The sequence below is a fragment of the Bradyrhizobium sp. CCBAU 21365 genome (genome assembly GCF_015291305.1).
Taxonomy (GTDB): domain Bacteria; phylum Pseudomonadota; class Alphaproteobacteria; order Rhizobiales; family Xanthobacteraceae; genus Bradyrhizobium; species Bradyrhizobium elkanii.
On record NZ_CP030036.1, the window covers coordinates 295317 to 317601 of the forward strand.

Here is a 22285-nt window from a genome sequence, read left to right on the forward strand (position 1 = left end):
TTTGCCGGGACGACAACGGATGGATCAATGCCTGAAATGCCGCACGCCCGTGAACACCATGGCGATGCCGTGTTCGTCGGCGGCCTTGATCACCTCGTCGTCGCGCATCGAGCCGCCGGGCTGAATCACCGCGGTGGCGCCGGCCTCGATGCAGGCCAGCATGCCGTCAGCGAACGGGAAGAAGGCGTCGGAGGCGACCACCGAACCCTTGGTCAGCGGCTCGGCGAGCTTCAGCTCGGCCGCCGCATCCAGCGCCTTGCGCGCGGCGATGCGTGCGGAATCGACCCGGCTCATCTGGCCGGCGCCGATGCCGACGGTGGCGAGATCCTTGGCGTAGATGATGGTGTTCGACTTGACGTGCTTGGCGACGCGGAACGCGAATTTGAGATCGCGCAGCTCGGCGTCGGTCGGCGTGCGCTTGGTCGCGACCTTCAGGTTCATGTCCTCGACCACCGCATTGTCGCGGCTCTGCACCAAGAGGCCGCCGGCGACGGTCTTGGCGGTGAGGCCTGTCGCACGCGCGTTCGGCAGGCCGCCGGCGAGCAGCAGGCGCAGATTGCGCCGGCCGGCGATGATCGAGATCGCCTCCTCGGTCGCATCGGGCGCGATGATCACCTCGGTGAAGATGCCGATGATGGCGCGCGCCGCGTCCGCATCGAGCGTGCGGTTGACCGCGATGATGCCGCCATAGGCCGAAGTGGAGTCGCAGGCCAGCGCGCGGGCATAGGCGGTCGCGAGATCGGGGCCCTCGGCGACGCCGCAAGGATTGGCGTGCTTGACGATCACGCAGGCCGCGGTGCGCTGCGGATCGAACTCGCCGACGCATTCATAGGCCGCGTCGGTGTCGTTGATGTTGTTGTAGGACAGTTCCTTGCCCTGCAGCTGGCGCGCGGTCGCAACGCCCGGCCGCTTCTCCGGCGTGGCATAGAACGCCGCGGTCTGGTGCGGGTTCTCGCCATAGCGCAACGACTGGATCAGCTTGCCGCCGAAGGCGCGGAAATCCGGCGCCTTGGTGTCGAGCTGCACGGCGAACCAGTTCGAGATCGCGGCGTCATAGGCCGCGGTGCGCGCATAGGCCTTGGCGGCGAGCCGCCGGCGCAACTGAAGCGAGGTCGCGCCCTTGTGTGCGGCGAGCTCGTCGAGCACGGCGGAATAGTCGTTCGCCTCGACCACCACGGCGACGTCGTCATGGTTCTTGGCCGCGGCGCGGATCATCGCGGGGCCGCCGATGTCGATGTTCTCGATGCACTCCTCGAAGCCGGCGCCTTTGTCGACGGTGGCCTCGAACGGATAGAGGTTGACGACCAGAAGGTCGATCGGCGCGATGCCGTGCGAGGCCATCGCCGCGGCGTGTTCCTTGTTGTCGCGGATCGCGAGCAGGCCGCCATGGACCTTCGGGTGCAGCGTCTTGACCCGGCCATCCATCATCTCGGGGAAGCCGGTGAGCTCGGAGACGTCCCTGACCTTCAGCCCGGCCGCCGCGATCGCCTTGGCGGTGCCGCCGGTCGAGACCAGCTCGACGCCTTGGTCGGCCAGCGCCTTGGCGAAGTCGATCAGTCCGGTCTTGTCGGAAACGGACAACAGAGCGCGGGTCACGCGGCGAAGCTGCTCGGTCATATCGGAAAATCCCTGGCTGTTAAGGCAGCCGGGTAGCATGGTTTTGTGCGGCACGAAACCGGTACATGCGCCTGATTCCCCGCAAATTGAGGGTGGTCCGGTATTCGTTCCCCGTCACCCCCGCGCAAAGGCTTCGCCTTTGTCGCTGGAGGAGCGCGCAGCGCGTCTCGAAGGGTCGACGGCCACCAGCCGGGCCGTGCATCCTTCGAGACGCCGCTTCGCGGCTCCTCAGGATGACGGGGCGGGGTCCTTCAGTCGCCCTACAGCGGCAGTTCCGGCTCGCGGCGGGCGTTGCGGCGCGCGGTGGTGGCGGAGGCCGAGGTCGAGGAGCGCACGAAACTCCAGCGGATGGTGCCGGCCTGCCTCGCGTCCTGGCGGATCACGATCTGGGAGGTGCGGCGCGGGCCGTCATTGCCGGCCAGGAACACGCTGTCCTCGAGATCGACCTTGTCGTCCATCGCCTCGAAGGTCCAGACGTCGCGGTTGGGCAGCACCAGCATCACGCCGCGGGCATCCGACAGCCGGCTCGCCTTCACCGAAGGGTGCAAATGGAAACGCAGCGCGAAATCGGCCTCGCTGCCCTTGATGCGGCCGCCCGGCGCCGGCGACAGCGAATCCTCGCCCTCCAGCCGCGTGCCGTCCTGCGCGACCATCAGCACGCGGCGGTGGATCACGCCGAAGCGCGAGAGGTAGCCGTCATGCGAGGCGGTGAGCACGTCGCCGTCGGGAACGGCTTCGCGGTAGCTCTCGACATTGCTGGGCCCGCTGGTGATCGGCGCGCCGCGGAGCAGCCGCTTCATCGCCGACAGCTCGACGAACTGGCATGACGACGTATCGCGATAGGTCAGCGTCGAATGCGCCGCGGTGGAGCGCGCGAACGGCCGCCAATTGTCGCGGCCGGTGCTCGGCATGCCGCAATTGACGACGATGCGGCTCACCCCGGAGGAGAGCTCGAACGACAGGCAGCCGGCATGCGCGTCCTGGCTGACGCTTGCCGGCGGCGGCGGGCCGGTGTCGATGATCAACGCGGTGTTGCCGGCATCGAGCCGCTGAAAGCCGGTATGCGGCATGCTCGCCATCGGCACGCCGCGGGTGTCGTCATAGGCGAGCAGCGTCGCGACGAGATCGGACGGCGCGGTGCTCATGCCGTTGAACAGCGCGAAGCTGCCGTCGCCGTGCCGGAAGAAGCGCAGCATCGGCATCATGCGGTCGATGGCGTTGAGAAGCGCCGGCGGCGGCGCGATATTCCGCGCGGCAAAGGTCTGCCGCAGCGGCAGGAGATCGCTGAGCAGCTCGACCAGCGCGCCGGGATTGCGCGAGATGTGGCCGCCATCGGGCAGGATCTGGCGCTGCAATTCGTCGGACAGCCTGCGCGTCGCCGATTTGATGTTGCGCGCCTGGTTGGCGAGACAGAGCGAGGCGTAGCACAGCGCGATCAGCACCTGCAGGCGGGGAACGCCGTCATTGTCGAGCGTCGCGTGGCGCAGATAACGGATCTCGCGCGCCAGCCCACGCAGATATTTGCGGTAGAACTTTCCGTCGGTGTCGCCGAGCACGAGCGGCGCCTGCGACAACAGCGAGATCACCCGCCGCGCGCGCACATCGGCGCGGCGCTCCAGCGGCCGCTTGCGGGCCTGGTTGGAGATCCAGTCGTCGACCAGCGAGCGGGCGTTGGCGCGGGTCAGCGCGGTGTCGGCGGCGCGCAGATGGCGCAGCCAGCCGAAGCCGAGCAGGGCGGCTTCCCAATCCTCCGACGGCGGCTCGAGATCGAAGATCGAGCGGCCGTGGCAGGTGACGATCTTGCCGGCGAAAACGAATCGTCCAGCATAGATCTCGGCCGCGCGGGTGGCGTCGGCGGTCCGCAGATCGTGCGGGGCGATGATCAGCCGGTCGGTGCGGCCGGGCCAGAGCCGCGACAGCGCAACCGTGCTCCCGCTGGCGCGCGCGATCATGCTGCGGGCAAAGCGGCCAGCAATCAGCGTCGAGATGCGTCTGCTTTGAGCGACCGACACGCCTAACCTTGCGGGGAGGGAATTTTCAACGAATCCTTATTTAATCCGGAAACGCGGCCAAGACACCTGCCAAGAAACCTGCCAAGAAACCTGCCCAGACACCCTCTTGATACCGCACGAATCACTTCGAGCTTAGAGGACTGAAGTTTAAAATCAGGATTTAACCAGCCGGGTCGCGTAAAAGCCATCCAGCCCACCCAGCCGCGGGTCGGCGTTGGGCAAATGGCTCGGCAAAGTGCGCAGATCGCCGTCGGCGGTGATGATGTCGTCGAGGCCGGCGACCTCGCTCTTCTCGACCGGCGCACGGCGCAGGCCTGATTCGCTCGCCAGCAGCGCGGCGATCGCGTGCTCGCCTTCCTCCGGCTCCAGCGAGCAGGTGCAGTAGACCAGCGTGCCGCCGGGCTTCAGCAGATTGGTAGCCTTTTGCAGCAGCCGCTTCTGCAGCGCCGACAGCGCGGCGATGTCGGCTTCCTGCCGCAGCCAGGCGACGTCGGGATGGCGGCGGATGGTTCCCGTCGAGCTGCAGGGCGCATCGACCAGGATACCGTCGAAGCTTGCGGCCTCGGCGGGCCATTCGGCGGCGTCGGCAACGACGGTCTCGGCCTGCAAGGCCAGACGCGTGAGATTGTCGCGCAGCCGCGCCACGCGCGCCGGCGAGCGGTCGACCGCGGTGACGTGTGCGCCGGCCAGCGCGAGCTGGGCGGTCTTGCCGCCGGGCGCGGCGCAGAGATCCGCGACCGCCTTGTCCTTGATGTCGCCGAACAGCCGCACCGGCAGCGCGGCGGCGGCGTCCTGCACCCACCACTGGCCTTCGGCAAAGCCGGGCAGCATCGTGACGGAACCCTGCAGCAGCGTGCGCACGGTTCCCGTCGGCAGTATCTCGCCGTGCAGGCGGCTCGCCCATTGCGGCGCGTCAGACTTCACCGTGAGATCGAGCGACGGCTCGTGTCCGAGCGCAAGCGCCATCTCGCGCGCGGTGGCTTCGCCGTAATGCGCGCTCCAGCGCGCCAGCATCCATGGCGGCAGGTCCAGCGTTTGCGTGCTGATCTCGTCGATCAGGCCCTGGCCCTCGCGCGCGCAGCGGCGCAGCACGGCGTTGACGAGCCCGGCATATTTCGCGGCGCGCCGGTCGGATTGCACCAGCCGCACCGAGAGATCGACCGCGGCATGGTCAGGCACGTCCATCCAGAGAATCTGTGCCGCACCGATCAGAAGCGCGCTCTGCGCGCGCGGCGCATCGGTCGGGACGCCGCGGTCGAGCAGGCGCGACAGCAGATGGCCGAGCGTGCCGAGCTTGCGCAGGATGGTCGACACCAGCCGGCGCATCAGCGCGCGGTCGCGATCGGCGAGCGACTTCAGGCCGGGATGCGCGCCGGCGCCGTCGAGCTGGTCGTCGAGCGTGCGGTGCTTGTGCAGCACGCCATCGAGGATGTCGGCCGCGATACGGCGGGCCGCGAGGCCGGGGACTTCGGCAGGTACTGCAAATCTTGAAGGAGGCATGAAGCGGAGATATCTCGAAGGTGCTGAGTTACATTCGGCTCATGCCCATCAACTCGAGACCACCTCTGGCATGCGAATATGCCAAATGTAAGAATCGGCTTGCGGGATTTTGCGATCGTGATGTCGTCACTGAGCCAGCACAGAGATACGAAATCCGCGGCGGAAGGTTTTGCCATGTCTGATAAATCGCCATCGTCGTCGCTGCCGGAGGCCGCTCTGCGCAAGCCGCTGACGCCGGCCGCGCAGCGCGCGCTCGCCGAGGCCGCGGCGCGGCGCAAGGCTGCCGAGGAGGCCGCCGCGCAGAACGCGGCCGCGCGGCCGAAGGAGTTCCAGGGTCCGAAGGGACCGGAACCGACGCGTTACGGCGATTGGGAGACCAAGGGCATCGCCTCGGACTTCTGAGAGTCTTGCCTGACGGCTCGACTCAGGCCAGTCTGGGAATATGTCCCCATACGAAAGAATAAATGCTTATCGTGGGACGGAACGTCCGCCCTTCCGCAGGCCTCCTTCACGAAGGTCGCCTTGGGGCCGACGCGTCTCGGCGGCGCTGCCATGGGTGTTCGTTCTCGGCATTGCCATCGGCAGCACGCTGCCGATCCGGCAATGGGTGCATCTGCCGCCGCATTGGTCGTTGAGCAGGTCTCGCGACGCCGACGTCATCTGGCAGCGGGCCGGCGCGCCCGACATCAGGCACAACGTTGATGTGATCAGGACGATCGACGGCGACACGTTCGAGGCGCGGGTGCATTTCTCGCCGGGCCCGGATCTGTACACGCGTGTCCGGCTGCGCGGCATCGACGCGCCGGAGCTGAAGGCGTCCTGCGCGCGTGAACTGCAAATGGCGCAAGCGGCGACGGTGGCGCTGCGCGACCTGCTCGGTCAGGGCGAAGTCGCGATCTACAATGTCGGTCCAGACAAATATCAGGGCCGCGTCGTCGCCGACGTCGCAACCAGGAAGACCGACAACGTCTCGGCCGCGCTGCTCGCCGCCGGCCATGCCCGGGCCTACAATGGCGGGCACCGGTTCGGCTGGTGCGGATATTTTGCCCGCTAGGCGAGATGAGATTGGTTGAATCGGCTTGCCGCGGTTTCGATTCACCTCTCCCCGTCGGGGTGAGGGCTCTTGCTTTCTCGATAGACCGCAACCCCTCACCCGATTTGCTGCGCAAATCGACCTCTCCCATGGGAGAGGTGAACCGCCGATGCCGATCCAGCTTAACTTGATCTCCTCATGCTTCGGGCACCAGCGATCACATCCGGCAGCTTCCGCAAACAAAAAGCCGCGCAGTTGCGCGGCTTTTCTATCAGCGAAGCGTTCTGCCTGATCAGCGGGTGACGACGACCGTCGTGCCGATCTCGACGCGCGAATAGAGGTCGGTGATGTCGGCGTTGAGCATGCGGATGCAGCCGTAGGAGACGAAGCCGCCGACCGAGCCCGGCACGTTGGTGCCGTGGATCGCATATTCGCCGCCGGCCAGCGTCATCGCAGCGACGCCCATCGGGTTATGCGGCGAGCCGCCGGCGATCACGTTCGGGATGCTCGGCTTGTCGCGCTTGACCTCGGCGGGCGGCGACCAGGCCGGGTTGCGATATTTGCCGTCGATCTTCGTGGTGCCGGCCCACTGTTTGCCGGACTTGCCGACGCCGACCGGGTAACGCATCGCGTGGCCGGAATCGAGAATGAGGTAGAGCCGCCGTTCGTTGGTCCTCACCACGATGGTGCCTGGCTCATAGTTATCGGCGTGTATTCCCACCATTTCCGGCCGGGCTTCGGCCGCCTGCGACGTCAAGACAACAGCGCCAAGGGTAACAGCAGCCGTGGCAGCCAGCGCCACCGCAAACTTCATCGACATCAACCTCTCCACTTCCCAACAGCTCCCGCGAGGAAGCCAAAAACGAAGATGCAGAGCCCTTGAAAAACCGGGCCTGCCGGTCTCACGCACGCAACATTAACTGCGTGTGTTAACCGGGTGGTTTCACACCGGCCGCGAGACACGTCCTGATGGCGCGGAGAAAAGGAAAAGTTCGGATTAAAGTAAATGACCTGAAAACAACACTTGGCCACAAACGCGCCTCAATCGCGCCATGCCTCTGACAATCCCGTGAAGCGGCCCGTTGCGGGAAAAGGAAAGGGCCGCGGCGGTGATCGCGCGCGGCCCTTCCTCGGTTTTCTGATTTTGCTGCTGCTGGCCCTACGCCGGCGCGCCCTTCTTGTTCTGGCGGTTCTGCACGAGGTCGTCGACCACGGCCGGATCGGCCAGGGTCGAGGTGTCGCCGAGGCTCGACGGCTCGTCCTCGGCGATCTTGCGCAGGATGCGGCGCATGATCTTGCCGGAGCGCGTCTTGGGCAGGCCGGGCGCGAACTGGATCAGGTCCGGCGAGGCGATCGGGCCGATGTCCTTGCGGACCCAGGCGACCAGCTCCTTGCGCAGCGCTTCGGTCGGCTCGGTGCCCTTCATCAGCGTGACATAGGCGTAGATGCCCTGGCCCTTGATGTCGTGCGGGTAGCCGACCACGGCGGCTTCCGACACCGCCTCGTGCGCGACCAGCGAGCTCTCGACCTCGGCGGTGCCCATGCGGTGGCCGGAGACGTTGATGACGTCGTCGACGCGGCCGGTGATCCAGTAGTAGCCGTCGGCATCGCGGCGGCAGCCGTCGCCGGTGAAATACTTGTTCTTGTAGGTCGAGAAATAGGTCTGCTCGAACCGCGCATGGTCGCCATAGACCGTGCGCATCTGGCCCGGCCATGATTTGGTCAGGCAGAGATTGCCCGAGGTCTCGCCGTCCAGCGTCTTGCCGTCGGCATCGACGATCTCCGGCACCACGCCGAAGAACGGCCGTGTCGCCGAACCGGGCTTCAGCTTGGTCGCGCCGGGCAGCGGCGTGATCAGAATGCCGCCGGTCTCGGTCTGCCACCAGGTGTCGACGATTGGGCAGCGGTCGTCGCCGACCACGCGGTAGTACCACTCCCAGGCTTCCGGATTGATCGGCTCGCCGACCGAGCCGAGCAGGCGCAGCGACTTGCGCGAGGTCTTCTTCACCGGCTCGTCGCCGCCCTGCATCAGCGCGCGGATCGCGGTCGGCGCGGTGTAGAAGATGTTGACCTTGTGCTTGTCGACCACGTTCCAGAAACGCGAATTGTCCGGGTAGTTCGGCACGCCCTCGAACATCAGCGTGGTCGCGCCGTTGGCGAGCGGCCCATAGAGGATGTAGCTGTGGCCGGTGACCCAGCCGACGTCGGCGGTGCACCAGTAGACGTCGCCGTCGTGGTAGTCGAACACGTATTGATGCGTCATCGACGCGAACACGAGATAGCCGGCGGAGGTGTGCAGCACGCCCTTCGGCGTACCAGTCGAGCCCGAGGTGTAGAGGATGAACAGCGGGTCCTCGGCATGCATGTGCTCGGCCGGGCATTCCGTCGTCACCATCTCGGCGGCCTCGTGATACCAGAGGTCGCGGGTCGGGTTCATGTCGATCTTGCCGCCGGTGCGCTTTACCACCACGACCCAGTCGACGCCGCCGGAATCCTTAGAGTCGATCTTGGCGATGGCGGCATCGACATTGGCCTTCAGCGGCACCTTCCTGCCGCCGCGCAGGCCCTCGTCGGCGGTGATCACCACCTTCGAGTCGCAATCCTCGATGCGTTGCGCGAGGCTGTCCGGCGAGAAGCCGCCGAACACCACCGAATGAATCGCGCCGATCCGCGCGCAGGCCAGCATGGCGTAGGCCGCTTCCGGAATCATCGGCAGATAGATCGTGACGCGGTCGCCCCTCTTGACGTTCCGCGTGCGCAGGATGTTGGCCATCTTGCAGACTTCGTCGTGCAGCTGGCGGTAGGTGATGTGCCTGGATTCGGAAGGATCGTCGCCCTCCCAGATGATCGCGGTCTGGTCGCCGCGCTTGTCGAGATGGCGGTCGATGCAGTTCCAGGCGACGTTCAGCACGCCATCCTCGAACCATTTGATCGAGATGTTGCCGGGCGCGAAGGAGACGTTCTCGACCTTGGTGTAGGGCTTGATCCAGTCGATCCGCTTGCCGTGCTCGCCCCAGAAGCCGTTGGGGTCCTTGACCGAGTGCGCGTACATCTCGCGATATTTGGCGTCATCGATATAGGCGCGCTTGGCCCAGTCGGCCGACACGTCATAGATCTTCTCGGACATCATTTTCCTCCGCTCATTGCCGATCGCAAACAACGCGGCGGCAAGCCGTCTTGATCATTGCCGCGATTATGCGTTGCCGCATTCCGGCCCGGCAAGGAAAAAGGACTGTCACTTTCGTCGCGTCGAAGCCGTCGGTTGTCCGCCGGCTTCCGCTTTTGACAAGACGGCTTACCGCAACGCGTCGACGAGAGAAACCTATGCGCCATCGCTTGCTCGGGGTCACTGGTCTCTTGGTCGTAGTGGTGTGGTCCTCTGCGCCGTTCGCCGCCACCGCAGCAGTGTCGCGTGCGATGACGATACGCTGACGCCGATTTTGATGGAGGGCTTCAGGCACAAATGAATGAATTTCGGACGCTGCGGCGAGAGCTGCGTCAATACGTTCGTGACCGCGTAATCCTCGGTTGCGGCCAGCGGTTGGACCGGCCCGTGGCTGCCGAACTCGAGCCGCGCCCCCGGCGACAGCGCGCGAAAGGGCAGGGTTGCTGACCCGACCTGGGGGCCGCGGTGGACCGAGGGCGGCGTTCAAGCGCCGGTTTCCGGCACCGCGCTCGCGTCATTTTGTCCGATCCCGGGCAGCCCAAAATCAACGTTAGCGGGCGAATGGCACCCATGAAAGGTAATTTGGCACCGTCAATAACTGATTCGCGACTCGCAATGTCGGCGCCGACGCCCTAAATCGCGTTTCCGAGGCCAGACGGCCCACCGGAACGAAGCCCGAAGCAACGGCATTACCGGGAGAACAGCGGAACAAGGCGTCTTGCGAGTATGATGGATCAGCAGAATATCGCGGCTGTGCGGCCCGTTTCCGCCGATCCCGCTGTCGCCTTGGCAAAGGCACTGGGCCAGTGGCCAAAGCAGACGCCACGCGCAAAGCTGCGATCGCCGTCAACACTCAAGCTCGACGCCCCCGCCGCCATCAGAACAACGGTTGAAGAGCTGGCGCGCGATCTGGGCCTGCGGCTCGGCGACCAGAACGAGCTGACCATCCGCCGCATCAAGCGCGGCAAGACCTATTCATTCGTCCGTGCCAATGGCTCGCGGGTCCGCGATGCGCGGACGATCCGCCGGCTGCACGCGATGGCGGTTCCGCCGGCCTATCGCCAGGTGCGCTATTCCAGCGATCCGAGCTCGCATCTGCAGGCGGTCGGCCGCGATGCCGCGGGCCGGCTGCAATATCGCTATCATGCCGACTGGGAGAAGGTTCGCGAGCAGCGCAAGGCGCATCGCCTGGCCAAGCTGGTGGCCGCGCTGCCGAAGATCCGGCGCAAGGTCTCGGCGTTTCTGTCCGGAGACGAGCCGACGCGCGAGTTCGCGCTGTCGGCGGTGATCGAGCTGATCGCGCGCACCGCGATCCGGCCCGGCAACGAATCCTATGCGCGCCTCAACGGCACCCGCGGCGCCACCACGCTGTTGAAGTCCAACGTCACGCTGGAAGACGACTCCCTGGTGCTGACCTTCAAGGCCAAGGGCGGCAAGGCCGTGCGCAAGGAATGCGACGCGGCCAAGCTGGTGCGTGCGATCGGCATCCTGCGCGGCGTCCCGGGCAAGCGCATGTTTCAGTACTACGACCGCTCCGGTGTCGTCCGCGCCGCCTCGACCACGGCGGTGAACGCGTTCCTGCGCGAGATCGCCGGCATCAAGATCTCGCTGAAGGATTTCCGCACCCTGATGGCGTCGGCGGTCGTCGTGGAATCGCTGTCGCGGATCACGCCGGCCACCAGCCAGCGCGGCCGCAAGCGCCAGGTGCTGGACGCGATCCGCGCCGCCGCCGACCAACTATCGAATACACCGGCGATCTGCCGCAAGAGCTATGTCCACGACACCATCGTCACCGCCTTCGAGGACGGCATCCTCGAACGCTTCGCCGCGACGATGGGAGGCTACCGCACCCAGTCCAAGCGCGAGCAATTGCTGGCGCAGGTGGTGATGGCGGCGGGGGCGTAAGCTCCGCATCCTCCATCGTCGTCCCGGCGAAGGCCGGGACCCATTACCCCAAATGCTGGTTGTTGAGACGAGCTGTGGCCACAGCGCGCGCCAATCGTGCGCAGCGGTGGTTATGGGTCCCGGCCTTCGCCGGGACGACAGCGGCTACAGCCCGCCCATCTTGCAGACGTACTTCCATTCCTCTGATGTCACCGGCTGCACCGAAAGCCGCGAATATTTCACCAGCGCCATGTCGGCGAGCTTCTTGTCCGCCTTGATCGCCGCCATCGTCACCGGCGTCTTCAGCGGCTTGTCGGCCTTGATGTCGACGCAGACGAACTTGCCGGTCTTGTCGGTCGGGTCGGGATAGGCTTCCTTGATGATCTCGGCGATGCCGACGATCTCTTTGCCCTCGTTGGAATGATAGAAGAACGCCTTGTCGCCCTTCTTCATGTTGACGAGATTCTGCCGTGCCGTGAAGTTGCGCACGCCGGTCCAGGCTTCGCCCTTCGCGCCCTTGGCGACCTGATGGTCCCAGGACCAGACCGACGGTTCGGATTTCACCAGCCAGTAATTCATCGCAACTCACCCCGTTCGATTGCGCTGCAATCTACAGCGACGCGGATGCCCGCGACAAGCACGGGCACCCGATCCAAAGCGTTTTCAAGCGAAGCCTGTCCCGCACTTGATGCGGGATGGATGCCGGTTCGCGTGAAGAAAACGCGTCAAATCAAGAAGCGCAGCACCTACTGTTTCAAATATCGATCGAAGAACCTGGCGATGTCGGTGAACGCCTCCTTCGTCTCGGGCGCGTCGACGTTGAACTGGTATTGGGCGTGCGACTGCCCCTCATAGACATTGAGATCGGCGATCACGCCGGCGCGGCGCAATTTGCGATGTGTGCGAACCGTGTTGCTGAGGAACAGATCGCGCGTGCCCGATGTCAGGATGGTCGGCGGGAAGCCCTTGAAGTCACCATAGATCGGCGAAATGTAGGGATTCTTCAGGCTGGTGCCGTTTGCATAAAGCTTCGCGGCGCGGCCGAGCCATCCGTCCCAGGTCACCAGCACATTGTCGACCCATTCATTGCTCGCGTAGCTGTCGCCGATCTTGTCGATATCGGACCATGGCGTGCCCGGCGCGATGGCGGCGGGCAGCGGCAGCTTCTCATCCTTCGCCCGCAACACCATCGCGAGCGTCATCGCCCCGCCGGTCGAGGTGCCGAAGATCGCCAGCCGGCGGTGTTCGTGCGATTTCAGAACTTCCTTCCAGACCGCCATCGCGTCGTCCATCGCGGCCGGATAGGGGAAGTCCGGCGGCATCCGGTAGTCGACCGAGAGGACCTTGAAGCCGCCAAAGCCCGCCATCATGATGGCTTCCGGCAACGCGGCTTCGCCGGGACCGAACACGTAACCACCGCCATGGACGTGGATCAGCAGGCGTCGCCGGTTCTCGAGCGCGATCTTGTTCGGGGTCACGATGTAGCAGTGCACGCCGGCAAGCCTGGTTTCCTCGACCTTGACGCCGAGCTTCGCCTTCAGCGCCGGAATACCCGCGATCAGAAGCTTGGCGCGGCGATCGATCAACTCCTTCCATTCCGCCGGGGTTTTGGGGTCGGCATTGAAATGCGGCGGATAGGGCGCGCCGATCATTGCCTGCATCTCGGCAGACACGTCGGCGGTTGGATTGCCGATCGATTTGAGCGGCGCGACCCGCTTGCCATCTTCGGCGTTCGCCGCAGCCTCGCGCTTGGCGAGTTCGTCATATGAGGCTGCGGTCTGGGCGCGGGCGGTGGCGCAAGAGGTGGCGACGGCGAGTGCAAGGCTGATCGAGAGGAGGCTGAGCGAAACGATGGCGCGTTGCGGTTGACGCATGGGTTTTCCCTTGGGATCCGCCTTTCGATGGTTCGACCGGGATCCGACGGTTCGCCGCCACGCTAGTACAGCGTCTTCAGGACGTGAAGGGCGGCCTGCCACCCCGATGCGGGGCCGTTATTCCGACTTCGATTGCTGTGAATTCCGGAATGGTCTCTGCCGCAATCCGGCGATTGTGCCGAAGCGCTTCTTCGTGACATCGGTGGTGGCTCGCCTACAGGAGATCATCACATGCTTCTGAATCGCCGGTCCTTCACGGCTCTGACCGCAGCTTCGGTTACCGTAGCGGTGCTGTCGGACCAGGCGCGCGCCGCGGCGCGCTCGTCATTCAAGGCGATCGCCTTCGACGGCTTCCCGATCATCGATTCGCGTCCGGTGTTCGCGCGGGTGGAAGAGATGTTTCCAGGCAAGGGTGCCGAGTTGAGCGCCTCCTGGCGCATTCGGCAGTTCGAGTATGGCTGGCTCAGGACCCTTGGCGGCCGCTACACCGATTTCTGGCGCGTCACCGAGGACGCGCTGATCTTCGCAGCCAGAGCAATGAAGATCGAATTGTCATCGGAGCAACGCGAGCGTCTGATGCAGACGTATCTGGAGCTCAAGGCGTGGCCTGACGCGGAGCCCGCGCTGCGGCAGCTTTGTGACGCAGGCGTCCGCATGGCGTTCCTGTCCAATCTCACCGCACCGATGCTCGATGCCGTCATCAGAAACTCCGGGCTTGAGGGGCTGTTCGAGGCTCACCTCTCGACCGACAGGGTCCAGGCCTTAAAGCCCGACGCCCGCGCCTACCGGATGGGTGTCGACGCGTTCGGGCTGCGCAAAGAGGAGATCGTCTTTGCGGCGTTCGCGGGCTGGGATGTGGCTGGAGCGAAGTGGTTCGGCTACCCAACCTTCTGGGTCAATCGCAGCCATGCGATCGTCGAGGAGCTTGGCGTTGTGCCCGACGGAACGGGATCCGGATTGAACGATCTCGTCGCCTTCGTGACCGCGTGACATGCGTTACTCGGCCTTGAACGGCCGCGTCAGCAGGCCTTCGATCGCGGCGTCGACGGTCAGCCGGTCGCCCAGGATCGCGGCGACCGCGTTTGACACCGGCATGTCGACCTTCTGCGCGGCGGCGAGCTCGCACAGCACCGGTGCGGTGAACGCGCCTTCGGCAAGCTTGCCGACCGGTGCGGCTTCGCCGCGTCCGAGCGCGAGCCCGAGCGCGAAGTTGCGCGATTGCGCGGTCGAGCAGCTGAGCAGCAGGTCGCCCAATCCCGACAGGCCTGAGAGGGTTTCGGTGCGGGCGCCGCAGGCGCGGCCCAATCTTGCGAGCTCGCTGAAGCCGCGTGTGGTCAGCGCGGCGAGCGCGGAGGCGCCGAGATTCTTGCCGACCACGATGCCGGCGGCGATCGCCAGCACGTTCTTGGCCGCGCCGCCGATCTCGACGCCGCGCACGTCGGTGGTGTGATAGGGCCGGAAGGTCGCCGAGCCGAGCGCCTGGACCAGCGCGCGTGCGAGCGCTTCGTCCCTGGTGGCCAGCGTGACCGCGGTCGGCAATCCGCGCGCGACGTCGTCGGCAAAGCTCGGCCCCGACAGGATCGCGGGCACGGCGCGCGGCGCGGCTTCCGCGATCACCTCGGTCATGAATTTGTGCGTGCCGTGCTCGATGCCCTTGGCGCAGGCGACGACAGGCGTGTCGGGTTTGAGATGCGGCGCAAGATGCCCGACCGCCGCGCGCAAATGCTGCGCCGGTGTCACGGCCAGGATGATGTCGGCCTGTGCCGCGGCGGCGATATCCGACGTCACGGCGATGCCGGGATGAAGCTGGACACCAGCCAGCCGCGGATTGATCCGCGTCGCCTGGATCTGCGCGGCATGCTCGGCATTGCGCGCATACAGCGTCACCTTGCGCCCGGCGCGCGCCGCGACATCGGCCAATGCCGTGCCCCAGGCGCCGGCACCGATCACGCTGACTGACATATGCGCGCGCATCGGAACTCTCAGTTCAATATCCGGCGCGGCTGTTGGCGTAGCCGGCCGGCGCCTTGGCGTTGGCGTCGAGCAGCCAGCGCGCGCGCGGCGGCGCCTCCATCGTGTCGGTGAGGCCGAGCGCCATCCGCTCGGCGCCGGCCCAGGCGATCATCGCGCCATTGTCGGTGCAGAGCGCCGGCGGCGGGATGATCAGCGTGGTCTGCGCCTTCGCCGCAACCTCCTGCAGCGCGCTGCGGATGGCATGGTTGGCGGCGACGCCCCCGGCCGCGACCAGCGCGCGCGGCGTGCCGAACCGCTCCTGAAACAGCTTTAGGCCGACGCTCAAGCGGTCCGCGGTCGATTCCAGCACCGCGGCCTGGAAGCTCGCGCAGAGATCGCTGACGTCCTGCGGCTCGAGCGGCTCCAGCCGGCTGGCTGCATTGCGCACCGCCGTCTTCAGTCCCGAGAGCGAGAAATTCGCATCGGGGCGGCCGAGCATCGGGCGGGGAAAGGCAAACCGCGTCGGGTCGCCGCCGGCCGCCGCGCGCTCGACCTCCGGCCCGCCGGGATAGGGCAGCGACAGCATCTTCGCCACCTTGTCGAACGCCTCGCCCATCGCGTCGTCGACCGTGGTGCCGAGCCGCACATATTCACCGACGCCGACCACGGCGACGATCTGGGTGTGTCCGCCCGAGGCCAGGAACAGGCAGTAGGGAAACGCCAGCGCGCAGGTCAGCCGCGGCGTCAGCGCGTGCGCCTCGAGATGGTTCACCGCGATCAGCGGCGTATCGTGCACCATCGCGATCGCCTTCGCGGTGGTGAGACCGACGATCACGCCGCCGATCAGGCCGGGGCCCGCGGCTGCCGCGACCGCCGACAATTGTCCGTAGCCGACGCCGGCCTCCTTCATCGCGGAGGCGACGATGCCGTCGAGCAGGTCGACATGGGCGCGCGCCGCGATCTCCGGCACCACGCCGCCGAAGCGGGCGTGCTCGTCGGTCTGCGAGCGCACCACGTTGGAGAGGATTTTCGCCTGCCCGTCGGCCTGGCGCTCGATCACGGCGGCCGCGGTTTCATCGCAGGTGGTCTCGATCCCCAGCACCAGCATCGGCGGTTCGTGTCCCAATTTCGGTCCTTGTGCTACGAGCATGATCCGGACAGGCCGGAACCGGTTTCCGGCAAGATGATGCTCATCAAAATGTCCGCTCCGGGGTAGCATTGCGAGGTCTTAAAGTGCAATCGGTCGCCAACGTCCAATTTATACGGCTGGAGGCCTGAAACCCTGACAATCCTTGTCACACGACCGCATCCGGATAATGACGCGACCCTCGCGACGCTGCGCCAGCGCGGCTTCGACGCCCTGTCGGCGCCGGTGCTGCGCTTCGAGCCGGTGCCGTTCCGCGTCGACGACGATGCGGATTATGATGCCGTCATCCTGACCAGCGCTAATGCGCTGCGCGCGGTCGACCTTGCTGCTAGCCCGCTGTTGCGGCTGCCGCTGTTCGCGGTCGGGGCACACACCGCCGATGCGGCGCGCGCCGCGGGCTTCGACAAGGTGATCGTGGCGAAGGGCGATGCAGTCTCGCTGCGCGATCTCGTGCTCGCACGGGTCGAGGCCGGCGAACTGCCGGCGTCTGCGACGCTGCTCTATCTCGCCGGCGCCGACCTGTCGCGCGATCTTGCGGGCGAGCTCGGCGAGCGCGGGCTCAGCGTCGTCACCCACACCACCTATCGGATGGCGCCGGTGGCCGGCTTCCCGAGGGAGGTCAGCGACGCCTTCATGGCGAACCGGATCACCGCGGTGCTGCACTATTCCCGCCGCAGCGCGCAGGCCTTCCTGGACACGATCCGCGCCGACGGGATCGAGATTTCAGCGCTCGCCTTGCCGCAATGCTGCATCTCGGCGGCCGTCGCCGCGGTGCTCCATGACGCCGGCGCGACCAAGGTGGTGGTGGCGGCGCGGCCGGACGAAAATGCCCTGCTGGAGGCGCTCAGCCGCGCCCTGCGGCCGAGACCGGAATAATTCTTTCGTCTGACCATGATGTTAGGCAATGCTCGGTTATTCGGATCGTGCTCTAAGAACTTGGGCCGATTCTGGTAGAGTATGCGGCCAGTAGTTTTGAGGACCCCCGCGATGGCTGAAGAAAGGCCAGACGACCCAGGATCTTCGCCGGATTCCCGGCCCAAGCGCGCGCCGCCGACCATCGATCTTCAGGCGACCGAAATCTCCAGCGAACCGCCAAAGACGGAGGGGGCCGAGGAAGCCGCCAGGGAGGCTGACGAGAATGCTGGCAAGGCGTCTGCGGACGCGGCGACGGCTGGGGCCGAGCCCCAAGGCGACGCCGCACCGCAAGCGGAGCCGCAGCCCGAGGCCGCCTCCGCGGCGCCGGACGCCGAACCGGCGCGGCCGGTGTCGCCTTGGGTGGTGGCTCCGATATCCGGCGCCGTCGCGGCGGCGCTGGTGATCGGGGTTGGCTGGCTGCTCGGCTGGCCCGTCGTGCAGCCGGTCTCGGCGCCGCAACCCAGTGCCGCCATCGACGAGCTCGGCACGCGCCTGAGTGCGCTGGAATCGAAAGCCGGCAGGCCGGTCGCGGCGGCCGCAGATCCCGCGGCGACGGCGCGGCTGGAGGCGCTCGACAAATCGATCGCCGCGCTGCGCACCGAGCTCGCCGCGACGCGGGCGCAATCCGACAAGCTTGCGGCGGCGGTCAATGACGCGAAAGCCGCGCCGCGCGATGGCGCGGCTGCGGCCGATATCTCCGGCATCACGGCGCGCATCGACAAGGTCGAGAACGCAGTGAAGGCGCAGGGCGCCGCGATCGCGAGGCAGGACGGCAAGATCGCCGACACCAAGGCCGAGGCGAAGGCCGACGATGTGCCGCTGCGCCGCGTCGTCGCGGCATCGCTGCTCGACGTCGCGGTGCGTCACGGCGATCCCTATGCCTCCGCGCTCGAGGCTGCGAAAGCGCTGTCGGATGATGCCGAGGTGCTGAAGCCGCTCGCGACGTTTGCGACGTCGGGCGTGCCGAACCCGAACGCGCTGTGCCGCGAGCTGATCGAGATCGTGCCGAAACTTGCGCCGCCTCCGCCTGAAGCTGCGACGGCGAATGCCGGGCTGGTCGATCGTCTGAAGGCGGGGGCTTCCACGCTGATCCAGATCGAGCGGACCGACGGCACGGGGACCGATCGCGGCAGCATCGTCGCGCGCGTGACATCGGCCGCCCTGCATAATGACCTCGCATTGACCGAGCGTGAATTGAAGTCGCTGCCGCCGGCGGATCGCACGGCGGCGCAGGCCTGGCTCGCCAAGGTGGACGCGCGCCGCGCCGCGCTCGACGCGTCGCGTAAATTTGCCGACAACGCCATGGCGGCGCTCGCCACGGTCAACCAGTAAGTCTTTGCAATAGGTCTTTGATGATCCGGATCATTCTGTTCCTGCTGCTGATCGCGCTCGCTGCAGCGGGTGCGGCCTGGATGGCCGATCAGCCCGGCGATCTCGTGCTGAATTGGGGCGGTTTGCGGCTGACGTCCAAGCAGCCGATGTACCTGCTCGGACTCGTCGTCGTCGTCGCGATGGTCGCCGGCGTGATCCTGCGCGGGCTCTGGAAGATCCCGAGCCACCTCCGCCGTGGCCGGCGCGAGCGGCGCCACGCCCGCGGCCGCCACGCCATCACGCAAGGCCTGCTCGCGATCGGGCATGGCGATTCCGCAGGCGCCCGCGCGCATGCCGAAGTGGCGCGGCGCCACGCCGCAAACGATCCGCTGGCGCTGCTGCTGCACGCGCAATCGGCGCAGCTCGACGGCGATCGCGACGGCGCGCAGCGCGCCTTCCGCGCCATGGCCGAGCGCGCGGACACGCGGCTGCTTGGCTTGCGCGGTCTGTTCATCGAGGCGCAGCGCGCCGACGATCCGGTTGCGGCCGTGATGATCGCCGAGGAAGCGCTGAAGATGTCGCCGTCGTCGTCATGGGCCTCGCATGCGGTGCTCGGCTTCTGCTGCGCCAAGGGCGATTGGGCCGGCGCGCTGTCGATCATCGACAACAACCAGAGCGCCGGATTGATCGACAAGGCGACCTATCGGCGGCAGCGCGGCGTGCTGCTGACGGCGCGGGCGCTGGAGTTCGAGACCGTCGATCGCGACCTGTCGCGCGCGAGCGCGATGGAGGCGGTCAAGCTGGCGCCGACGCTGATCCCGGCCGCCGTGCTCGCGGCGAAGTTCGAGAGCGAGGCGCATCAGGTGCGTCGCGCGATGCGCATCGTCGAGACGGCGTGGCTGGCGCAGCCGCATCCCGATCTCGCCGACGCCTATTCGCACGTGCGGCTCGGCGATTCCGCGCGCCAGCGCCTGGTGCGGGTCGAGACGCTGGCGGCGAAATCGCCGGGCCATATCGAGGGCGCGCTGGCGATCGCGCGCGCCGCGATCGACGCCGCCGAGTTCGCCAAGGCGCGCGCCGCGCTGGAGCCGTTTGTCGCGGCGCCGACGCAGCGCGTCGCGCTGTTGATGGCCGAGATCGAGCGCACCGAGCATGGCGACAGCGGCCGGGCGCGGGCCTGGACGTTGCGCGCGGTGCGCGCGCTGCACGATCCGGTCTGGACCGCCGACGGCTATGTCTCGGACCGCTGGCGCCCGGTGTCGCCGGTCACCGGCCGGCTCGATGCCTTCCAGTGGCAGACCCCGGTGGCGGCGCTGCCGTCCGACAAGGGCCATGCGATCGAGCCGTCGCCCTTCGAGGAGGCGATGCTGGCGCCGCGCCGGGTCGAACCGCCAAGGGAACTCGCCAGTGAGCCGGCGGACGCCAAGCCGGCCGAGCCGGTCGAGGTGAAGCCGGCCGAGGTGAAGCCAGTCGAGGTCAAGCCCTTGGAGCCGGCCGCGCCGACGGTGCAGGACAACGCCCCGCTGCCGGCGGCCATCGAGGCCGAGCCTGCTCCAGGCCCGGCCGAACCCGCCGCGCCGGAACCGGCTCCCCCTCCGGCCGCCGAATCGGCGCCCCCGACGCCCGCTCCCTTGTTCCGATCCCGGCCCGACCTGCCCAAGGCCGCGCCGGCGCCGATTCCGGCCGTGATCCCGATCATCCGGGCCCCTGACGACCCCGGGGTCGACGAGGACGGCCCGGTCGATGAATTTGCGGAACAAATCGGCCCGCCCAAGGCCCAGGTGGGCGGTTGGCGCGGATTTCTGTCGCGTTTGGGAAGCTAATTCGCGGTTAGGTAACGGCTGTATGTTTCGATAACCGCGTTGTCCTTGCCAATCGGGGTCATGCCCGATATCAGGTGGCCGCGTGATCCGGCCGTTGCCGAACGGTTCGCCGCAATAGCTCAGTTGGTAGAGCGCGTCATTCGTAATGACGGGGTCGGGGGTTCGAGTCCCTCTTGCGGCACCATCCTTCTAATCGGCTCGAGTGCTTTCCGGGCAGCAAGACGCATTTCCTGCCCTTTTTGATACCCAATCAGGCCTTGCGATTGTGCTCTCTCGAGCACCGTGGTTACGCGCGGGTTACAGGTTCGAATGTCCGCGCCCGGAGGGCCCGCTCGGTCTCGATGGTAAACTGTACCGAGAGTTCGAATCCGCGTCGCTCCGCCACCGCGCGCCGGCATTTCGTACCTCGAAACGGAGACAGGCCCGAAAACTCGGCCGTTTTCGTGCATTTTCTCGCGCTGGAGAATGTGGGCCGTACTAAAAATGAGCCGTGGATGGGCCTGGAGAATGCATTTTTCTCCGAATCCTAGAACGCCGGAAATTGGCACGGTACGGCAGTTCGCGGAAAACAAAGCCCTCATACGGGGCCGGTTTTGAATCTCTCTCGCTCAACTGAGGTGGGCCGGCGCGGCACCTCGGCCGGTGCCTTACGAAACATCGGCTGCAGCGCGGGCGAGTGCGTTTGATTGCCCTATGAGCTTTTACTCCTGCTGGATGACCGCTCGGCTAGGTGCTACTCATCCGCGTGGGGGTGAAGTAAAGGATGACGAAATCTGAGGCACAAACGCGGTCAGAAATAATTGATCAGCAGCTTGCCCTGTCCGGCTGGAACGTCAATGACCCTACGCAGGTCGCCAAAGAGTTCGATATTCTCATCGAACTCGCTGGACCGCGCGCCCTATTTAATGGTCATCAATTCAGCGATTACGTCCTGCTGGGGAAAGACGGCAGGCCGTTGGCTGTCGTCGAAGCCAAAAAATCAAGCCGGGATGCGGCCATAGGCCGTGAGCAAGCCAAGCAGTACTCCTACAACATCCAAAAACAGGTGGGCGGTGAGCTGCCGTTCTGCTTCTACACAAACGGCCTCGAGATCTATTTCTGGGATCTAGAAAACGCCCCGCCGCGGAAAGTCGTTGGCTTTCCTTCGCGCGACGATTTGGAACGCTTCGCCTACATCCGTCGAAACCGTAAGCCGCTGACGCAAGAGTTCATCAATACCTCGATTGCAGGGCGCGATTATCAGATCCGGGCCATTCGCTCGGTGCTCGAAGGCATCGAGCAGAAGAAGCGCAATTTCCTGCTAGTGATGGCCACCGGCACAGGCAAGACGCGTACTTGCATTGCCATGGTCGATGCCTTGATGCGCGCGAGCTATGCCGAAAAGACATTGTTCCTGGTCGACCGTATCGCTCTGCGTGAAGAGGTTAAAGCGATTTATCAACTATTCGCGTTGCTGTCGTCGCAGGAAATCGATCAGTTTAAGAGCTGGTACCAGGCTAACAACGACATCGAGAGCGCTTGCGCCAACGATACAGCCACACAGCTAGTTCGTTATGCCGACATTCCAGCGGCCTACAATGATCTGAGCGATCGGCTCAGGGCCAAGATTCTCGGCGAAAATGAGAGCAAGTACTGGATCACCCAGGTCTTGGATGAGTGGAAAGAAGAGGGCAAATCGCCGGACGATTTTCTGCGGACCCTCGCCAGGCAAACGTTGAAGAATCCATTGGCTGAAGCCAATTTCTTGAAAATGCCCTTTCTCGAAGCGTGCCGGACCAAAGGAGTGTTCGATGCGGCCGACCCGATGTGATGCCGGGCAGCTCTGTCGCTGAGTCCTCCTAAGATGCTCGGACCTAAAGCTCAACAAAATTCCATAACATTCGATGGGCGCGATCGGTGATCGCTGCCCGCTTGCGATCGGCAGATCGGAGCTGCATCGCCACGGAATTTACTGGTAGCCCGGCACCTGCCGGCTCCTTTGCATGGGGTTGTTTTCGATATTTTTTGGCGGGAGCCGCCGCCGGGCTGCGATCGGAAAGCGAAAGCGCCC

The 22285-nt window shown here is 65.9% G+C and carries 17 protein-coding genes and 1 tRNA gene; 9 read left to right on the top strand and 9 right to left on the bottom strand.

Annotation, left to right across the window (positions count from 1 at the left end; all coding sequences use genetic code 11):
* Nucleotides 1–24: 24 nt before the first annotated feature.
* From purH to XI02_RS01405, 3 genes are all read right to left on the bottom strand, one after another.
* Nucleotides 25–1617, bottom strand: coding sequence for a bifunctional phosphoribosylaminoimidazolecarboxamide formyltransferase/IMP cyclohydrolase (purH, locus tag XI02_RS01395; RefSeq protein ID WP_172646168.1), 1593 nt, complete (start codon nucleotides 1615–1617; stop codon nucleotides 25–27).
* Nucleotides 1618–1877: 260 nt separating this feature from the next.
* A complete protein-coding gene (locus XI02_RS01400; protein ID WP_069279118.1) occupies nucleotides 1878–3629 on the bottom strand; it encodes a heparinase II/III family protein in 1752 nt (583 codons plus the stop codon).
* 153 nt (nucleotides 3630–3782) lie between these two features.
* Complete coding sequence (locus XI02_RS01405) at nucleotides 3783–5129, bottom strand: RsmB/NOP family class I SAM-dependent RNA methyltransferase (protein ID WP_194483354.1); 1347 nt, start codon at nucleotides 5127–5129, stop codon at nucleotides 3783–3785.
* Between the two features lie 174 nt (nucleotides 5130–5303).
* Here XI02_RS01405 and XI02_RS01410 point away from each other — a divergent pair, with 174 nt between their 5' ends.
* Together XI02_RS01410 and XI02_RS01415 are read left to right on the top strand one after the other, a co-directional pair.
* Nucleotides 5304–5531, top strand: a complete 228-nt coding sequence (locus XI02_RS01410; RefSeq protein WP_026192074.1) for a DUF1674 domain-containing protein — start codon at nucleotides 5304–5306, stop codon at nucleotides 5529–5531.
* Nucleotides 5532–5685: 154 nt separating this feature from the next.
* Nucleotides 5686–6183, top strand: coding sequence for a thermonuclease family protein (locus tag XI02_RS01415; RefSeq protein ID WP_172646166.1), 498 nt, complete (start codon nucleotides 5686–5688; stop codon nucleotides 6181–6183).
* A 271-nt stretch (nucleotides 6184–6454) separates the two neighbouring features.
* Here the strand turns inward: XI02_RS01415 and XI02_RS01420 are convergent, their stop codons facing one another.
* Nucleotides 6455–6982 carry a L,D-transpeptidase gene (locus XI02_RS01420; protein ID WP_172646165.1) on the bottom strand — a complete coding sequence of 176 codons (528 nt, stop codon included), beginning with the start codon at nucleotides 6980–6982 and terminating at the stop codon, nucleotides 6455–6457.
* Nucleotides 6983–7321: 339 nt separating this feature from the next.
* Nucleotides 7322–9289 (bottom strand): acetate--CoA ligase, encoded by a 1968-nt coding sequence (acs, locus tag XI02_RS01425; RefSeq protein WP_172648976.1) that lies wholly within the window; start codon nucleotides 9287–9289, stop codon nucleotides 7322–7324.
* A gap of 765 nt (nucleotides 9290–10054) precedes the next feature.
* On the opposite strand from acs, the gene XI02_RS01430 reads away from it, so the two are divergent.
* Entirely contained in the window at nucleotides 10055–11233 is a 1179-nt protein-coding gene (locus XI02_RS01430) for a DNA topoisomerase IB (RefSeq protein ID WP_016844862.1), read from the top strand.
* A 144-nt stretch (nucleotides 11234–11377) separates the two neighbouring features.
* Here XI02_RS01430 and XI02_RS01435 read toward each other — a convergent pair whose 3' ends face one another.
* Nucleotides 11378–11791: an EVE domain-containing protein gene (locus tag XI02_RS01435; protein WP_137484147.1), complete on the bottom strand. Its 414-nt coding sequence runs from the start codon at nucleotides 11789–11791 to the stop codon at nucleotides 11378–11380.
* A 167-nt stretch (nucleotides 11792–11958) separates the two neighbouring features.
* Nucleotides 11959–13086 (bottom strand): alpha/beta hydrolase, encoded by a 1128-nt coding sequence (locus XI02_RS01440; RefSeq protein WP_172646164.1) that lies wholly within the window; start codon nucleotides 13084–13086, stop codon nucleotides 11959–11961.
* Between the two features lie 231 nt (nucleotides 13087–13317).
* Here XI02_RS01440 and XI02_RS01445 point away from each other — a divergent pair, with 231 nt between their 5' ends.
* Nucleotides 13318–14076, top strand: coding sequence for a haloacid dehalogenase type II (locus tag XI02_RS01445; protein WP_172646163.1), 759 nt, complete (start codon nucleotides 13318–13320; stop codon nucleotides 14074–14076).
* A gap of 6 nt (nucleotides 14077–14082) precedes the next feature.
* On the opposite strand, the gene XI02_RS01450 is transcribed toward XI02_RS01445, so the two are convergent.
* Nucleotides 14083–15060 carry an NAD(P)H-dependent glycerol-3-phosphate dehydrogenase gene (locus tag XI02_RS01450; RefSeq protein WP_194483355.1) on the bottom strand — a complete coding sequence of 326 codons (978 nt, stop codon included), beginning with the start codon at nucleotides 15058–15060 and terminating at the stop codon, nucleotides 14083–14085.
* Between the two features lie 13 nt (nucleotides 15061–15073).
* On the bottom strand, nucleotides 15074–16147 hold the full coding sequence (gene tsaD / locus XI02_RS01455) for a tRNA (adenosine(37)-N6)-threonylcarbamoyltransferase complex transferase subunit TsaD (RefSeq protein WP_069277211.1): 1074 nt from the start codon (nucleotides 16145–16147) through the stop codon (nucleotides 15074–15076).
* Nucleotides 16148–16321: 174 nt separating this feature from the next.
* Here tsaD and XI02_RS01460 point away from each other — a divergent pair, with 174 nt between their 5' ends.
* The 5 genes from XI02_RS01460 to XI02_RS44795 all read left to right on the top strand — a co-directional run bounded on the left by XI02_RS01460 (nucleotide 16322) and on the right by XI02_RS44795 (nucleotide 22045).
* Nucleotides 16322–17062, top strand: coding sequence for a uroporphyrinogen-III synthase (locus XI02_RS01460; RefSeq protein WP_172648975.1), 741 nt, complete (start codon nucleotides 16322–16324; stop codon nucleotides 17060–17062).
* Nucleotides 17063–17173: 111 nt separating this feature from the next.
* On the top strand, nucleotides 17174–18433 hold the full coding sequence (locus XI02_RS01465) for a COG4223 family protein (RefSeq protein ID WP_194483356.1): 1260 nt from the start codon (nucleotides 17174–17176) through the stop codon (nucleotides 18431–18433).
* Between the two features lie 20 nt (nucleotides 18434–18453).
* Nucleotides 18454–20235: a heme biosynthesis protein HemY gene (locus XI02_RS01470; protein ID WP_172646160.1), complete on the top strand. Its 1782-nt coding sequence runs from the start codon at nucleotides 18454–18456 to the stop codon at nucleotides 20233–20235.
* A gap of 108 nt (nucleotides 20236–20343) precedes the next feature.
* A tRNA-Thr gene (locus XI02_RS01475) sits at nucleotides 20344–20419 on the top strand.
* Nucleotides 20420–20998: 579 nt separating this feature from the next.
* Nucleotides 20999–22045 carry a DEAD/DEAH box helicase family protein gene (locus XI02_RS44795; protein ID WP_197971344.1) on the top strand — a complete coding sequence of 349 codons (1047 nt, stop codon included), beginning with the start codon at nucleotides 20999–21001 and terminating at the stop codon, nucleotides 22043–22045.
* The last annotated feature ends 240 nt before the right edge of the window (nucleotides 22046–22285 follow it).

What these genes read in the sequence shown, in the direction of transcription:
- purH (WP_172646168.1), bottom strand. Translation starts at nt 1,617, where the DNA reads ATGACCGAGCAGCTTCGCCGCGTGACCCGCGCTCTGTTGTCCGTTTCC.
- XI02_RS01405 (WP_194483354.1), bottom strand. Translation starts at nt 5,129, where the DNA reads ATGCCTCCTTCAAGATTTGCAGTACCTGCCGAAGTCCCCGGCCTCGCG.
- XI02_RS01410 (WP_026192074.1), top strand. Translation starts at nt 5,304, where the DNA reads ATGTCTGATAAATCGCCATCGTCGTCGCTGCCGGAGGCCGCTCTGCGC.
- XI02_RS01420 (WP_172646165.1), bottom strand. Translation starts at nt 6,982, where the DNA reads ATGTCGATGAAGTTTGCGGTGGCGCTGGCTGCCACGGCTGCTGTTACC.
- acs (WP_172648976.1), bottom strand. Translation starts at nt 9,289, where the DNA reads ATGTCCGAGAAGATCTATGACGTGTCGGCCGACTGGGCCAAGCGCGCC.
- XI02_RS01430 (WP_016844862.1), top strand. Translation starts at nt 10,055, where the DNA reads ATGATGGATCAGCAGAATATCGCGGCTGTGCGGCCCGTTTCCGCCGAT.
- XI02_RS01435 (WP_137484147.1), bottom strand. Translation starts at nt 11,791, where the DNA reads ATGAATTACTGGCTGGTGAAATCCGAACCGTCGGTCTGGTCCTGGGAC.
- XI02_RS01440 (WP_172646164.1), bottom strand. Translation starts at nt 13,086, where the DNA reads ATGCGTCAACCGCAACGCGCCATCGTTTCGCTCAGCCTCCTCTCGATC.
- XI02_RS01445 (WP_172646163.1), top strand. Translation starts at nt 13,318, where the DNA reads ATGCTTCTGAATCGCCGGTCCTTCACGGCTCTGACCGCAGCTTCGGTT.
- XI02_RS01450 (WP_194483355.1), bottom strand. Translation starts at nt 15,060, where the DNA reads ATGCGCGCGCATATGTCAGTCAGCGTGATCGGTGCCGGCGCCTGGGGC.
- tsaD (WP_069277211.1), bottom strand. Translation starts at nt 16,147, where the DNA reads ATGCTGGTGCTGGGGATCGAGACCACCTGCGATGAAACCGCGGCCGCC.
- XI02_RS01465 (WP_194483356.1), top strand. Translation starts at nt 17,174, where the DNA reads ATGGCTGAAGAAAGGCCAGACGACCCAGGATCTTCGCCGGATTCCCGG.
- XI02_RS01470 (WP_172646160.1), top strand. Translation starts at nt 18,454, where the DNA reads ATGATCCGGATCATTCTGTTCCTGCTGCTGATCGCGCTCGCTGCAGCG.
- XI02_RS44795 (WP_197971344.1), top strand. Translation starts at nt 20,999, where the DNA reads ATGACGAAATCTGAGGCACAAACGCGGTCAGAAATAATTGATCAGCAG.